This window comes from Cupriavidus sp. SIMBA_020 (genome assembly GCF_046535395.1).
GTDB lineage: Bacteria > Pseudomonadota > Gammaproteobacteria > Burkholderiales > Burkholderiaceae > Cupriavidus > Cupriavidus campinensis.
Genome location: NZ_JAWRWU010000002.1, coordinates 159,387 through 174,592, shown reverse-complemented (window position 1 = coordinate 174,592; position 15,206 = coordinate 159,387). Strand labels below are relative to the sequence as shown.

14 protein-coding genes are annotated in these 15,206 nt (G+C 66.3%); 7 read left to right on the top strand and 7 right to left on the bottom strand.

The features are described from left to right. Positions 1–61: 61 nt before the first annotated feature. Both SB751_RS04955 and SB751_RS04950 read right to left on the bottom strand, forming a co-directional pair. Positions 62–1,201, bottom strand: a complete 1,140-nt coding sequence (locus SB751_RS04955; RefSeq protein WP_144202482.1) for a PilT/PilU family type 4a pilus ATPase — start codon at positions 1,199–1,201, stop codon at positions 62–64. A gap of 15 nt (positions 1,202–1,216) precedes the next feature. Further along, entirely contained in the window at positions 1,217–2,260 is a 1,044-nt protein-coding gene (locus SB751_RS04950; RefSeq protein WP_144202484.1) for a type IV pilus twitching motility protein PilT, read from the bottom strand. A 65-nt stretch (positions 2,261–2,325) separates the two neighbouring features. Here SB751_RS04950 and SB751_RS04945 point away from each other — a divergent pair, with 65 nt between their 5' ends. Together SB751_RS04945 and proC are read left to right on the top strand one after the other, a co-directional pair. Beyond that, the gene (locus tag SB751_RS04945) at positions 2,326–3,015 is read left to right on the top strand and encodes a YggS family pyridoxal phosphate-dependent enzyme (protein WP_144202486.1); all 690 of its coding nucleotides are present in this window, start codon (positions 2,326–2,328) and stop codon (positions 3,013–3,015) included. Between the two features lie 79 nt (positions 3,016–3,094). Further along, entirely contained in the window at positions 3,095–3,925 is an 831-nt protein-coding gene (gene proC, locus SB751_RS04940) for a pyrroline-5-carboxylate reductase (RefSeq protein ID WP_144202488.1), read from the top strand. 59 nt (positions 3,926–3,984) lie between these two features. On the opposite strand, the gene ubiA is transcribed toward proC, so the two are convergent. The 5 genes from ubiA to recG form a co-directional block, all read right to left on the bottom strand. Then, positions 3,985–4,878, bottom strand: coding sequence for a 4-hydroxybenzoate octaprenyltransferase (ubiA, locus tag SB751_RS04935; protein ID WP_144202490.1), 894 nt, complete (start codon positions 4,876–4,878; stop codon positions 3,985–3,987). 88 nt (positions 4,879–4,966) lie between these two features. Then, a complete protein-coding gene (locus tag SB751_RS04930) occupies positions 4,967–5,452 on the bottom strand; it encodes a Dps family protein (RefSeq protein ID WP_092298875.1) in 486 nt (161 codons plus the stop codon). Between the two features lie 90 nt (positions 5,453–5,542). Further along, positions 5,543–5,737, bottom strand: coding sequence for a hypothetical protein (locus SB751_RS04925; protein ID WP_144202492.1), 195 nt, complete (start codon positions 5,735–5,737; stop codon positions 5,543–5,545). A 202-nt stretch (positions 5,738–5,939) separates the two neighbouring features. After that, positions 5,940–6,896, bottom strand: a complete 957-nt coding sequence (locus SB751_RS04920) for a LysR substrate-binding domain-containing protein (protein WP_092298869.1) — start codon at positions 6,894–6,896, stop codon at positions 5,940–5,942. Positions 6,897–7,006: 110 nt separating this feature from the next. Next, positions 7,007–9,193 (bottom strand): ATP-dependent DNA helicase RecG, encoded by a 2,187-nt coding sequence (gene recG, locus SB751_RS04915; protein ID WP_144202494.1) that lies wholly within the window; start codon positions 9,191–9,193, stop codon positions 7,007–7,009. Between the two features lie 151 nt (positions 9,194–9,344). Between recG and queA the strand changes: the two genes are divergently transcribed. The 5 genes from queA to secF all read left to right on the top strand — a co-directional run bounded on the left by queA (position 9,345) and on the right by secF (position 15,183). Beyond that, on the top strand, positions 9,345–10,397 hold the full coding sequence (gene queA, locus SB751_RS04910) for a tRNA preQ1(34) S-adenosylmethionine ribosyltransferase-isomerase QueA (protein ID WP_410747834.1): 1,053 nt from the start codon (positions 9,345–9,347) through the stop codon (positions 10,395–10,397). Between the two features lie 15 nt (positions 10,398–10,412). Continuing rightward, positions 10,413–11,543, top strand: coding sequence for a tRNA guanosine(34) transglycosylase Tgt (gene tgt, locus SB751_RS04905; RefSeq protein ID WP_144202498.1), 1,131 nt, complete (start codon positions 10,413–10,415; stop codon positions 11,541–11,543). A 211-nt stretch (positions 11,544–11,754) separates the two neighbouring features. Next, complete coding sequence (gene yajC / locus SB751_RS04900) at positions 11,755–12,081, top strand: preprotein translocase subunit YajC (protein WP_144202500.1); 327 nt, start codon at positions 11,755–11,757, stop codon at positions 12,079–12,081. Positions 12,082–12,318: 237 nt separating this feature from the next. Continuing rightward, positions 12,319–14,184, top strand: coding sequence for a protein translocase subunit SecD (secD, locus tag SB751_RS04895; protein WP_144202502.1), 1,866 nt, complete (start codon positions 12,319–12,321; stop codon positions 14,182–14,184). A gap of 24 nt (positions 14,185–14,208) precedes the next feature. After that, complete coding sequence (gene secF / locus SB751_RS04890) at positions 14,209–15,183, top strand: protein translocase subunit SecF (RefSeq protein WP_144202504.1); 975 nt, start codon at positions 14,209–14,211, stop codon at positions 15,181–15,183. Positions 15,184–15,206: the final 23 nt, after the last annotated feature.

Here is a 15,206-nt window from a genome sequence, read left to right as displayed (position 1 = left end):
GGCGGCTCCGGAGAATGCATTGCAGACAACCGCGAGCATACCGCGCCCGCCCGTCGTCCGATCAAATGACGTTCAGGTGCTCGGTGCCGGCGCCCAGGTCGGCGTCGCGGTGGCGGGCGCTGTGGAGCTTGATCATCAGGCGCAGGTCGTTCAGCGAGTCGGCGTTCTTGAGCGCGTCCTCGTAGGCGATCTTCTCTTCCTCGTACAGCTCGAACAGCGCCTGGTCGAAGGAGATCATGCCCTGCTCGCGGGACTTCTTGATGACTTCCTTGAGCTCGTGGATCTCGCCCTTGAAGATCAGGTCGGCCACCAGCGGCGTACCCACCATAATCTCCACGGCCGGCACACGGCCCTTGCGGCCGGCGCGCGGCAGCAGCCGCTGCGAGATCATCGCCTTGAGGTTCAGCGACAGGTCGATCAGCAGTTGCTGGCGCTTCTCCTCGGGGAAGAAGTTGATGATCCGGTCGATGGCCTGGTTGGCGTTGTTGGCGTGCAGCGTGGCCAGGCACAGGTGGCCCGTCTCGGCGTACTGCATCGCGTATTCCATGGTGTCGCGGTCGCGGATTTCGCCGATCAGGATCACGTCCGGCGCCTGGCGCAGCGTGTTCTTCAGCGCCACGTGCCACGACTCGGTGTCGATGCCGACCTCGCGCTGCGTGACGATGCAGTTCTGGTGCGCGTGCACGTACTCGATCGGGTCCTCGATCGTGATGATGTGGCCGTACGAGTGCGCGTTGCGGTGGTCGAGCATGGCCGCCAGCGAGGTGGACTTGCCCGAGCCCGTGGCGCCGGTCACGATCACCAGCCCGCGCTTGGCCATGACGATCTCATGCAGCGACGTGGGCAGGTCCAGGTCTTCCACCGACGGGATGCGCGTGTTGATCGTCCGCACCACCATGCCGGCCTTGCCCTGCTGGATGAAGGCCGAGACGCGGAAGCGCCCGGCGTTCGGCGCGGTGATGGCGAAGTTGCACTCGCGGCTTTCGTCGAATTCCTTGACCTGGCGCTCGTTCATGATCGAGCGGACCAGGCCCAGCGCCTGCGCCGGGTTGAGCGGCTGCTGCGAGACGGGCGTGATCTTGCCGTCCACCTTGATGGCCGGCGGGAATTCGGACGTGATGAACAGGTCCGAGCCGCGGTTGTTGACCATCAGCTCCAGCAGGTCGTTGATGTACTTCGCGGCGGATTCGCGGTCGAGCATGGCGTCGGCCTCCCCTTAGCCCATGAAGGCGTCGGGATTCTTGGCAATCGCCCGCGCGTCGTTGTAGTTGATCATGCCGCGCTTGATCAGATCGCTCAGGCACTGGTCAAGCGTCTGCATGCCCATGCCGCTCGAGGTCTGCATCATCGAATACATCTGCGCGATCTTGTTCTCGCGGATCAGGTGGCGGATGGCGGGCGTGGCGATCATGATCTCGTGCGCCGCGGTCCGGCCGTTGCCGTCGCGCGTCTTGAGCAGCGTCTGGGAGATCACGGCCTCGAGCGATTCCGACAGCATGGTCCGCACCATGTCCTTTTCCTCGGGGGGGAACACGTCCACCACCCGGTCGATGGTCTTGGCGGCGGAACTCGTGTGCAGCGTGGCGAAGACCAGGTGGCCGGTTTCGGCGGCGGTCAACGCCAGCCGGATGGTTTCCAGGTCACGCAATTCGCCCACCAGGATCACGTCCGGATCCTCACGCAGCGCCGAGCGCAGCGCGTTCGCGAACGAATGCGTGTGCGGGCCCAGTTCGCGCTGGTTGATCAGGCTTTTCTTGGAGTTGTGGACGAATTCGATCGGGTCTTCCACCGTGAGGATGTGACCCATGTCCTCGTCGTTGCGGTGATCGACCATGGCCGCCAGCGTGGTCGACTTGCCCGAGCCGGTCGGGCCGGTCACGAGCACGAGGCCGCGTGGCTTCATGCAGAGGTCCGCGAACACGGCCGGTGCATGGAGGTCATCGAGCGTCAGGACTTTCGACGGAATGGTCCGGAACACAGCGGCAGAACCGCGCTGCGTGGTGTAGGCATTGACCCGGAACCGTGACAGGCCGGCAATCTCGAACGAGAAGTCGACCTCGAGGCGTTCTTCGTAGCTCTTGCGCTGAACGTCGCTCATGATGTCGTACACCATGGCGTGGACGTCCTTGTGGCCCATGGCCGCCACGTTGATCCGACGCATATCCCCGTGAATACGCACCATCGGCGGCATGTCTGCCGAGAGGTGGAGATCGGATGCCTTGTTCTTGACCGCAAAAGCCAATAGCTGCGCGATGTCCATCTATAATGACCCCACCCTAATATACGACTTGTTGTTGTGTACTTCTTTGGTATGTCCGCTGGATTATGTCTGTAATCGCCGCCAACTTGCAAGCCGTGCTAAATGACATCGCGGCGGCTGCACAACAAGCCGGCAGGGACCCGTCCGGGGTCACCCTGCTGGCCGTCTCCAAGACCGTCGCGCCGGCCATTGTGCGGGCGGCTTTCCAGGCCGGGCAGGCCGCTTTCGGGGAAAACTACGTCCAGGAGGGCCTCGACAAGATCGCCGCCCTGGCCGACCTGCGCGACCGGATTACCTGGCATTTCATCGGTCCGCTGCAAAGTAACAAGACCCGGCCGGTGGCCGAGCATTTCGACTGGGTCCACGCCATCGACCGGCTGAAGATCGCCGAGCGGCTGTCGGCCCAGCGGCCGGCGGGCATGGCGCCGCTCCAGGTCTGCATCCAGGTCAATATCAGCGACGAGGCCAGCAAGAGCGGCGTGGCGCCGGCGGAGGTGCTGCCGCTGGCGCAGGCCATCGCCGCCCTGCCGAACCTGCGGCTGCGCGGGCTGATGGCAATTCCGGCGCCGGCGGACGACCCCGACGCGCAGCGCCGGCCGTTCGCGGCGCTGCGCGGGTTGCTTGATCAACTGCGGCAATCCGGGCTACACGTAGACACGCTCTCGATGGGCATGTCCGCGGACATGGGCGCGGCCATCGCCGAGGGTGCCACACTGGTGCGCATCGGCACCGCGATTTTCGGCGCGCGCGCCTGACGGCGCCCGCCACCCCCACCCACAAGAACGCCGGGCGACACGCATCGACCCGGCAACATCGGAAAAGACAAGGAAAGACATGCTCGATACGCTCACCTTCGGCTTCCTCGGCGGCGGCAACATGGCGTCCGCCCTGATCGGCGGCCTGGTGGCCCGCGGCGTGCCCGCGCGCGCCATTTGCGTCATCGATCCGTCGGACGATGCGCGCCAGCGGCTGGAACGGACGCTCGGCGTACGGACCCAGGCCGCGCCGGACGCCCGGTTCGGCGCCAGCCACGTCATCGTGCTGGCCGTCAAGCCGCAGCAGTTCCGCGACGCCGTGGCACCGCTCGTGCCCCATCTGGCGGCGGGCCAGGGCAACCTGATCATCAGCGTGGCGGCCGGCATCCGGCTCCAGGACATGGGCCGCTGGCTGAACACGTCGCGCCTGGTGCGGGCGATGCCGAACACGCCGGCGCTGGCTGGCATGGGCATGACCGGCCTGGCCGCCGCGCCGGGCCTGAGCGGAGCGGACCGCGCCATCGCCACGGCCGTGGCGCAAGCCGTGGGCCAGTGCGTCTGGGTCGATGACGACAACCAGATCGACGCCGTGACGGCCCTCTCGGGCAGCGGCCCGGCCTACGTGTTCTATTTCATCGAAGCCATGGAGCGCGCGGCGAAGGAAATGGGCCTGACCGCCGAACAGGGCCGCCAGCTGGGCGTGGAGACCTTCCGGGGCGCGGCCGCGCTGGCCGCCGGGTCGCCGGAGCCGGTGTCCCTGCTACGCGAGCGCGTGACGTCCAAGGGCGGCACGACCTACGCGGCGCTGACGTCGATGGACGCGGACAAGATGCAGGACGCCTTCGTCCGCGCCATGCACGCGGCGGCGGCCCGGGGCCGCGAGATGGGCGCCGAATTCGGCAAGGACTAAGCGGAAAGGACTGAGCGGCAAGGACTGAGAAACGTCCGGGCGGGCCTTGGGACGGCCGCCTACTTCAGCCAGTAGGCGATTGCCGTGCCCGCGAACACTACCCCGCCCAGCCAGTTGTTGTGCCGGAACGCCGCGAAGCACTTCATGCGGTCGCGGTCGCGGATCAGCGTGTAGTGGTAGCCGGCCAGCCCGGCCGCCCCCACCAGCCCGGCGTAGTACGGCCAGCCCAGTCCCAGCAGCGCGCCAGCCCAGGCCATCAGGCCCAGGAAGCCGGCGTAGCAGAGCATGATCGCCGCCACGTCGAAGCGGCCGAAGGTAATCGCCGAGGTCTTGATGCCGATCAGCAGGTCGTCGTCACGGTCGACCATCGCATAGGCGGTGTCGTAGGCCACGGACCAGAAGACGTTGGCCAGCAGCATCAGCCACGCCACGGGGGGAACCTGCCCCTGCACCGCCGCGAACGCCATCGGAATCCCAAACCCGAAGGCAATGCCGAGGTAGGCCTGCGGAATCGCGAAGAACCGCTTGAAGAACGGATAGGTACCGGCCACCACGGCCGCCACCACGGCCAGCGCCTTGGTCAGCCCGTTCAGCGGCAGGATCAGCGCGAACGCCGCCAGCGCCAGCACGGCGGCCACCACCAATGCCTCCCAGCCGGCGATGTAGCCGGCGGTCAGCGGCCGCTCCCTGGTGCGCTTCACGTGCTTGTCGAAGTCGCGGTCGGCCCAGTCGTTCATGGCGCAGCCCGAGGAGCGCATCAGGAACGTGCCGACGAAGAAAATCCAGAAAATGCCCCAGGCGGGCGGGCCCTCGGCGGCCATCCACAGCGCCCACAGCGTGGGCCACAGCAGCAGCAAGGTGCCGATGGGCTTGTCGATCCGCACCAGCCGCGCGTAGAGCGCGAGGCGGCCGGGACGGCGGGGGTGCGGCGGGGCGGCGGAATGTTCGGACATGGGGACTGCGTTCACTTCTGGCGAGACAAAACAAAAAACGCGTCGCGGCGTGGAAAGCCGTGACGCGTTGTGCGCGGGTCAGACAGACTCAGGCCAGCATCGCGCGCAGCATCCACGCGGTCTTTTCGTGCGTCTGCATGCGCTGGGTCAGCAGGTCAGCCGAGGGCTCGTCGCCCGCCGCATCGATGGCCGGGAACAGCGAGCGCGCAGTGCGCACCACGGCTTCCTGGCCTTCCACCAGCTTGCGGATCATCTCGGTCGCGTCGGGCACGCCTTCTTCCTCGGCGATCGACGACAGCTTCGCGTACTCCTTGTACGTGCCCGGTGCCGGGTAGCCCAGCGCGCGGATCCGCTCGGCGATGGCGTCCACGGCCAGTGCCAGCTCGGTGTACTGCGTCTCGAACATCGTATGCAGCGTGTTGAACATCGGCCCCGTCACATTCCAGTGGAAGTTGTGGGTCTTGAGGTAGAGGGTGTAGGTGTCCGCCAGCAACTTGGACAGGCCTTCCGCGATCTTCTTGCGGTCCTTGTCGGACATGCCGATGTTCACGCTCATCTCATTTTTCTTTGCCATGGTCGTTCAGCTCCGTTTGTCGCCACGAGGAATCCAAGCCCACACCATTTGCACGGTTGGGGGCAGTCGGCGGTCATTATCGCATCAGGTTTATGTGCCGAGGAAGGCAAAACCCTGTGCCGCGTGGAAGAACATCGCCATCGCGCCCAGCGCCACGATGGCCATGCCGATCTCCTTGCGCACCAGCTTGCGGCGCAGGCGGCTGCCTTCCTCGTTGCGCGGACCCTCGTCGGCAGCCGCGCGCAGTTGCCGGAATTCGGTCACGAACAGGTCGAGCATCGTCATGGTGGTTCTCCGCTTCAGTCGGTGGATACCCCGCAGGCGGGGTGTCGATGGCTGAAGTATAGGAAAATCTATCGAACTTCACATTCGATAATTTCAACCTATGAAATAGCGAACGGCTATGTGGATGCGGCGCGAACAAAAACGGCAGGGATCGCCCCTGCCGTTTTTTGTCGATATCGATGTCGATGTCGTGAGAATCCGCTCAGGCGGCGACTGCTTCCACGGACGCCGCGTCGCCAATCCGGCTCACGCCGGCCAAGTCGCACGCCGCCACGGCATTGGCCAGCGCCTCCATGGCGGGCAGGCGCGTGAAGCTCTTGCGCCACGCCAGCACCACGCGGCGATCCGGCACCGGATCGGCGAACGGCACGTAGGCCAGCATGTCGTTGCGCGGCTTCAGGTCCGGCACCGAGGTGCGCGGCAGCACGGTAATGCCCACGCCGCTGGCCACCATATGGCGAATCGTCTCAAGCGACGACCCTTCGAAGGTCTTCTGGATGCCGTCGGCCGCCTGCGAGAAGCGCGACAGCTCCGGGCACACACCCAGCACGTGGTCGCGGAAGCAGTGCCCGCTGCCCAGCAGCAGCATGGTCTGCTGCTTGAGTTCGTCCGGATCGACGCTGCGCTGCTCGGCCAGCTGATGACCGCGCGGCACGGCCACCACGAAGGGCTCGTCGTACAGCGGACGCACGGTCAGGCCCGAATCCGGGAACGGCTCGGCCATGATCGCGCAGTCGATCTCGCCCTGCTTGAGCAGCTCGATCAGCTTGTTCGTATAGTTTTCCTGCAGCATCAGCGGCATCTGCGGCACCGTGCCGATCATCTGCTTGACCAGCATCGGCAACAGGTACGGCCCGATCGTATAGATCACGCCCACGCGCAGCGGCCCGGCCAGCGGGTCCTTGCCCTGCTTGGCGATCTCGCGGATGGCCATGGTCTGCTCCAGCACGCGCTGGGCCTGGGCCACGATCTGCTCGCCAATGGCCGTCACCGACACCTCGGAGGTGCCGCGCTCGAAGATTTGCACGGTCAGCTCGTCTTCCAGCTTCTTGATGGCCACCGACAGCGTCGGCTGCGAAACGAAGCACGCCTCGGCCGCCCGGCCGAAATGGCGCTCGCGCGCCACGGCGACGATGTACTTGAGTTCGGTGAGCGTCATGACTTATCAGGTTCGGTTAGGCGATAGATTTTAACTTCGATTGCGCCGTCTGTCAGATCGGCAAAGCAATGTATCGTCTTAGGCACATATAAGACCTGTCTCACGCGCCGTCACGCCTTCAAAAAGTGCTCCCGGCCACCCAGCCAGCGCAAAAGATGCGCCTCCACGGCTTCGGGAAAGCGCGCCAGCATCAGTTCGGCGGCTTCCTGGGCATAGTCCACCAGCCAGGCATCGGTGTTGAGGTCGGCAAAGCGCAGCATGGCTTCGCCGGACTGGCGCGCGCCCAGGAATTCGCCGGGACCGCGGATCTGGAGGTCGCGCCGGGCGATTTCGAAGCCATCGGTGGTCTCGCGCATCGTGGCCAGCCGCTCGCGCGCCGTGGGCGAGAGCGGCGCCTGGTACATCAGCAGGCACACCGATTCCGCGCTGCCCCGCCCCACGCGCCCGCGCAACTGGTGCAGCTGGGCCAGGCCGAAGCGCTCGGCATGCTCGATCACCATCAGCGAGGCGTTCGGCACGTCCACCCCTACCTCGATCACCGTGGTGGCCACCAGCACCTGGAGCCGGTTGGCGCTGAAATCGCCCATGACCGCGGCCTTCTCGGCGGGCGGCAGGCGGCCGTGGACCAGCCCCACGCGCAGGTCCGGCAGCGCGGCGACCAGCGTTTCATAGGTCTCGACCGCGGTCTGGAGCTGGAGCGCCTCCGATTCCTCGATCAGCGGGCAAACCCAGTAGGCCTGGCGGCCTTCGGCGGCGGCGTGGTGCACGCGCTCGATCACCTCGTCGCGCCGCGCGTCGTTGACGAGCCGGGTCACGATCGGCGTGCGGCCCGGCGGCAGTTCGTCGATCACGGACACGTCGAGGTCGGCGTAGTAGGTCATGGCCAGCGTGCGCGGGATCGGCGTGGCCGACATCATCAGTTGATGCGGAACCTTGTCCGGCGCGGCTTTCGTCTCCGCCTCCCCGGCCTTGCCGCGCAGCGCCAGCCGCTGCGCCACGCCGAAGCGGTGCTGTTCATCGACCACGGACAGCCCGAGCCGCGCAAAGCGCACGGTGTCCTGGATCAGCGCATGGGTGCCGATGACCAGCTGCGCCTCGCCCGATTCCACACGGGCGGCGGCCTCGCGCTTCTCCTTCGCCTTGAGGCTGCCGGCCAACCAGACCACGGGCACGCCCAGCGGCTCCAGCCACGCGGAAAGCTTGCGGAAGTGTTGCTCGGCGAGGATTTCGGTGGGTGCCATCAGCGCGGCCTGGTAGCCGGCGTCGATGGCCTGGCAGGCCGCCAGCGCGGCCACGATGGTCTTGCCGCTGCCGACGTCGCCCTGGAGCAGCCGGTGCATCGGGTGGGGGCGCGTCATGTCGGCGGCGATCTCCTCCACCACGCGCTGCTGCGCCCCGGTCAGCCGGAACGGCAGCGCTGCCAGGAATCTGGTGAGCAGGCCGTCCGCGCGACGCGGCATCGACGGCGCGTTCTTCTCGCGCCGCGCGGCCTGCGAGCGCCGCAGCGAAATCTGCTGGGCCAGCAATTCGTCGAACTTGATCCGCTGCCAGGCCGGGTGCGAACGGTCCGCCAGCGCGGCCTCGCTTTCCTGTGGCGGCGGGTTGTGCAGCAGGCGCAGGCAATCGGCCAGCGGCGCCAGCTTCAGTTGGGCGAGCGGGCCCTGGAGCACGGCCTGCGGCAGGGTCTCCGGCATCGGCGTGCGGGACATCGCCCCGCCAATCGCCTTGCGCAGATAGGCTTGCGAGATGCCGGCCGTGGCCGGGTAGACCGGCGTCAGGCGGTCTGGGAGCGCCTCGCCGGGCACCACGGGGCGCACCTGCGGGTGGACCATCTCGGCGCCGAAGAAGCCCCCTCGGACCTCGCCGCGCACGCGCAGACGCACGCCTTCGGCCATCTGCTTGGTCTGGCTGCCATAGAAATTGAGAAAACGGAGCGTCAGCTCGCCGGTGTCGTCGGCGATCTTGACCACCAGCTGGCGGCGCGGCCGGAAGGTAACCTCGTTCGAGATGACCTCGCCCTCCACCTGCGCGGCCAGGCCCATGCCGGCGCGGCGGATGGCCTCGCCGATGGTTTCCAGCGCGGTCTCGTCCTCGTAGCGCATGGGCAGGTGCAGCACGAGGTCCACCGGACGGCGCAGACCCAGCTTGGCCAGGCGGGCCACGGCGGACGACGGCTTGGCCGGCGCGGCCGGCTTGCCCTTGGGGGCGCGCCCGAGAGACGTGTCGTTGGAGCCGCTGGGTTCGCTGGGTTCGCTATCGTCGCGACGGTCGAGGGAGTCGGTGGCGGTGCCTGGCATCAGCGCGGGAATATGGGCGGTAAACGGGGGACTGGCCGATGCGCGGACGTCCCAAGCCTTACAATGTCGGATTCGCCGATTGTACCCATGCCTGTGACGACGCCCTAACCCGGTGCCGCCACCCGCTTGCCGTGCCCGCTATTCTGAAGCAATGTTGACGCTATCCGACTTCGATTTTCCCCTGCCGCCCGAGCTGATCGCGCAGTCCGCCCTGCCCGACCGCAGCGCCAGCCGCCTGCTCGTGGTGGAGCGGACCGCGCCGGAAGACCGTGCCGACGCCGTGCGCTTGGTCGACCGCGCGTTCTGCGACATCCTGGACTACCTAGGCCCCAATGACCTGCTGGTCTTCAACGACACCCGCGTGATCAAGGCGCGCTTCTTCGGCCAGAAGCCGAGCGGCGGCCGGGTGGAGGTGCTGGTGGAGCGCGTGGTCGATAGCCACACGGTGCTGGCGCAGGTGCGCGCCTCGAAGACGCCCGCCGAGGGCAGTCAACTGCACTTGGCCGACAATGCCTTCGCCGTAACGGTGGGGCCGCGCGTCGACCAGTTCTTCACGCTGCGCTTTCCCGAGCCGGCGCTGGACCTGATCGAGCAATATGGCCGGCTGCCGTTGCCGCCCTACATCACGCACGATCCCGACGCCTACGACGAGACCCGCTACCAGACCGTGTATGCCCGCAACCCGGGCGCCGTGGCCGCGCCAACGGCCGGGCTCCATTTCGACGACGCGCTGTTCGCGCGGCTCGATGCAAAGGGCGTGCGCCGCGCGTTCCTGACGCTGCACGTGGGCGCCGGCACGTTCCAGCCGGTGCGGACGGAGAACCTCGCCGAGCACAAGATGCACGCGGAGTGGTATGCCATCTCGCCCGAACTGGCCGATGCCGTGCGCGAGACCCGCGCGCGCGGCGGCCGGGTGATTGCGGTGGGCACCACTTCGCTGCGCGCGCTCGAATCCGCCGCGGCGGCGGACGGCACGCTGGCCGCCCACAGCGGCGACACCGACATCTTCATCACGCCGGGGTATCGCTTCCGGCTGGTGGATGCCCTGATCACCAACTTCCACCTGCCCAAGTCCACGCTGCTGATGCTGGTCTCGGCGCTGGCCGGCGTGGAGGCCATCCGCGCCACCTACCGCCACGCCGTGGAGCAACGCTATCGCTTCTTCAGCTACGGCGACGCCATGCTGCTAACCCGCCTGGACTGACCTGAGACCCGCCAAATGCTCGATTTCGAACTGCTGACCACCGATGGCAACGCCCGCCGCGGCCGCGTCACCCTGAACCATGGCGTCGTGGAGACGCCCATCTTCATGCCCGTGGGCACCTATGGCTCGGTCAAGGCCATGTCGCCGCTCGAACTGAACGAGATCGGCGCGCAGATCATCCTCGGCAACACCTTCCACCTGTGGCTGCGCCCCGGGCTGGACGTGGTGGAGGCGCACGAGGGCCTGCACCGCTTTGTCGGCTGGGACAAGCCGATCCTGACCGATTCGGGCGGCTTTCAGGTCTTTTCGCTCGGAGAACTGCGCAAGATCACCGAAGATGGCGTCACGTTCGCGTCGCCGGTGAATGGCGACAAGCTGTTCCTGTCGCCCGAGATCTCGATGCAGATCCAACGCACGCTGAACTCGGACATCGTCATGCAGTTCGACGAGTGCACGCCTTATGAGATCGATGGCCGCCCCGCCACGCACGACGAGGCCGCCCGCTCGATGCGCATGAGCCTGCGCTGGGCCAAGCGCTCGCGCGACGAATTCGAGCGCCTGACCAACCCGAACGCGCTGTTCGGCATCGTCCAGGGCGGCATGTTCGAAGACCTGCGCGACGAGTCGCTGGCCGGGCTGTCCGAACTGGACTTCCACGGCTACGCCATCGGCGGGCTGTCCGTGGGCGAGCCCAAGGAAGACATGATGCGCGTGCTGGAGCACGTGGGCCCGCGCCTGCCGGCCAACAAGCCGCACTACCTGATGGGCGTGGGCACGCCGGAAGACCTGGTGGCCGGCGTGGCCTCGGGCGTGGACATGTTCGATTGCGTGATGCCGACCCGCAACGCCCGCAACGGCTGGCTGTTCACGCGCTTTGGCGATGTGAAGATCCGCAACGCGGCCCACCGCAACGATCCCCGCCCGCTGGACGAGACCTGCGGCTGCTACACCTGCCGCAACTTCTCGCGCGCCTATCTGCACCACCTGCACCGCGTGGGCGAAATCCTCGGTGCGCGCCTGAACACCATCCACAACCTCTATTACTACCTGGAACTGATGCGCGAGATGCGCACGGCCATCGAGGAGCATCGCTTCGAGCCGTTCCGGCGCCAGTTCGCCGAGCACCGCGCGCGCGGAACCAAGTAGGCACCGCTTGAGAATGTTCTGAAAACCAGACAACCGAATGAACTTCGGGCGATGGAATGGTCGAATGCTGGCGGGTGTCTGCAACGTCTGAAAAAGGACCTGCAAATCACCCCGAACAAACCCGCAATTCGAACCTAGAATGCTCTGGCGGGACAAACACGGGTGATAGAATGCCCGATTCCCTGATAGACCTTTGTGACGGAGAAGTAACGTGCTGATTTCGAACGCTTTTGCCCAGACTGCCAGCGCCGGTGGCGCGGCGAGTGGCCTGATGAGCTTCCTGCCCATCATCCTGATGTTTGCGGTACTGTGGTTCATCATGATCCGCCCGCAAATGAAGCGCCAGAAGGAAGCGAAGGCGATGATGGAAGCGCTGGCCAAGAATGACGAAGTCGTCACCGCCGGCGGCATCCTGGGCCGCGTAGTCAAGGTCAACGAGCAATACGTGGTGCTGGAAATCTCCGAAGGCACCGAAGTCACCGTGCAGAAGAATGCAGTGACCACGGTGCTGCCGAAGGGCTCGCTGAAGTCGCTCTGACCGGGCCCGCCGGGCGCCACGCATGCGGCGCCTGAACCCGCCTGATTTTCCCGGCATGTTCGTCAGTACGGCTGTTCATCTTGCCGTGCGCATGCCCCAGCAGCCGCCTGCACCAGCCCGCGGGTCCGCACCGGACCCGGCCAGGGCTGCCAGGCGGCTGTTTGCCAACCGGTCCGGCCGGATCGGCGCGCCCCCAGCGCGCCCGTCGGCCACGCCAACCGCAATGACTGGCCAGAGATGAATCGTTATCCGCTTTGGAAGTACATCGTGATCCTGGTGGCCCTGGCCATCGGCATCATCTACACCCTGCCGAACTTCTTCGGCGAGGCCCCGGCCGTGCAGGTCTCGTCCGCCAAGGCCACCGTCAAGGTCGACCTGTCCATGCAGAAGCGCGTGGAAGAGGTGCTGGCGCAGAGCCAGCTCCAGCCTGACGGCGTGTTCTTCGACGTGTCCGGCCAGTCCGGCTCGGTCAAGGCGCGCTTCCGCACCACCGACGACCAGCTCAAGGCCAAGGATGCGCTGAGCCGGGCGCTGAACCCGGACGCAGCCGACCCCACCTACGTGGTGGCGCTGAATCTGCTGTCCGGTTCGCCGCGCTGGCTGACCGCGATGCATGCGCTGCCGATGTACCTGGGCCTGGATTTGCGCGGTGGCGTGCACTTCCTGCTCCAGGTAGACATGAAGGGCGCGGTGGACAAGAAGCTGGACAGCCTGTCCGGCGACGCCCGCACCCTGCTCCGTGACAAGAACATCCGCCATGGCGGCATCGACCGCGACGGCGACCGCCTGATCGTGCGCTTGGGCAGTGCCGCCGACGGCGACCGCGCGCGCAGCGTGCTGGTCGAAAGCCTGCGCGAACTGTCGTTCACGATGGACGGTAACAACGTGGTCGGCACGTTCACGGACGCGGCCCGCAAGGCCGTGCAGGACGCCGCCGTCAAGCAGAACATCACCACGCTGCACAACCGCGTGAACGAACTCGGCGTGGCCGAGCCGGTGATCCAGCAACAGGGCGCGGACCGCATCGTGGTGCAGTTGCCCGGCGTGCAGGACACCGCCAAGGCCAAGGACATCATCGGCCGCACGGCCACGCTGGAGGCCCGCCTGGCCGACAACGACGCGCCGCGCAACCCGCGTGCGGGCGACCCGGTGCCGTTCGGCAGCGAGCTGTTCACCCAGGGCAACGGCGCGCCGGTGATTCTCAAGAAGCAGGTGATCTTCACCGGCGACCGCATCGAGTCCGCCTCGGCCGGCTTCGACCAGAACCAGCGCCCGTCCGTCAACATCAAGCTCGACGCCCAGGGCGGCCGCGTGCTGCGCGACGTGTCGCGCGAGAACATCGGCAAGCCGATGGGCATCGTGCTGTTCGAGAAGGGCAAGGGTGAAGTACTGACCGTGGCGACGATCCAGTCGGAACTGGGTTCGAGCTTCCAGATCACCGGCTCGTACTCGACCGAGGCAGCCAATGACCTGGCGCTGCTGCTACGCGCCGGCTCGCTGGCGGCTCCGATGGAAATCATCGAGGAACGCACGATCGGCCCGTCGCTGGGCGCGGACAACATCCAGAAGGGCTTCGACTCGGTGGCCTACGGCTTCGGCGCCATCGCCGTGTTCATGGTGCTGTACTACATGCTGTTCGGCGTGTTCTCGGTGGCCGCACTGGGCGTGAACCTGCTGCTGCTGATTGCCGTGCTGTCGATGCTGCAGGCCACGCTGACGCTGCCGGGCATCGCGGCTATCGCACTGGTGCTGGGCATGGCCATCGACGCCAACGTGCTGATCAACGAGCGTATCCGCGAGGAACTGCGCTCGGGGGCCTCGCCGCAAATGGCCATCGCGGTCGGTTTCGACCGCGCGTGGGCCACCATCCTGGACTCCAACGTGACCACCCTGATCGCCGGCCTCGCGCTGCTGGCCTTCGGTTCGGGCCCGGTGCGCGGCTTTGCGGTGGTGCACTGCCTGGGCATCCTGACCTCGATGTTCTCGGCGGTGTTCTTCAACCGCGGCCTGGTCAACCTCTGGTACGGCCGCAAGAAGAAGCTCCAGAGCGTGGCCATCGGCCAGATCTGGAAGCCGGACACCGAAACGCCGGTCGCCAAGTAAGCACGGACACATCAGGACAACATCATGGAATTTTTCCGCATCAAGCGCGACATTCCGTTCATGAAGCACGCGTTGGTCTTCAACGTGATTTCCTTCCTGACGTTTGCCGCAGCTGTCTTCTTCCTCTGGCAGAAGGGCCTGCACCTGTCGATCGAGTTCACCGGCGGCACGGTGATGGAGGTGACCTACTCGCAGGCGGCCGACCTTGAGAAGATTCGCGGCCAGGTCGGCAAGCTTGGCTACACCGACGTGCAGGTGCAGAACTTCGGCACCTCGCGCGACATCATGATCCGCCTGCCGCTGCAGAAGGGTCCGGATGGCAAGACGGTGACCTCGGCCCAGCAGAGCGAGCAGGTAATGGGCGCGCTGCAGGCTGCCACGCCGGACGTGAAGCTCCAGCGCGTGGAGTTCGTCGGTCCGCAGGTGGGCAAGGAACTGGCAACGGACGGCCTGCTGGCGCTGCTGTGCGTGGTGGCCGGCATCGTGATCTACCTGTCGTTCCGCTTCGAGTGGAAGTTCGCGGTGGCGGGCATCATCGCCAACCTGCACGACATCGTGATCATCCTGGGCTTCTTCGCGTTCTTCCAGTGGGAATTCTCGCTGTCGGTGCTCGCGGCGGTGCTGGCGGTGCTCGGCTACTCGGTCAACGAGTCGGTCGTGATCTTCGACCGGATTCGCGAGAATTTCCGCAAATACCGCAAGATGAGCACGCACGAGGTCATCGACAACGCGATTACCAGCACGATGTCGCGGACCATCATCACGCACGGCTCGACCGAAATGATGGTGCTGTCGATGTTCTTCTTCGGCGGCCCGACGCTCCATTACTTCGCGCTGGCCCTGACGGTGGGTATCCTGTTCGGTATCTATTCGTCGGTATTCGTGGCTGCGGCGCTGGCGATGTGGCTGGGCGTGAAGCGCGAGGACCTGATCAAGGGCGAGAAGAAGCCCGGCGATACCAACGACCGCAACGACCCGAACTTCGGCGCGCAGGCCTGACGGCTGGCACGCTGGAAACGAAA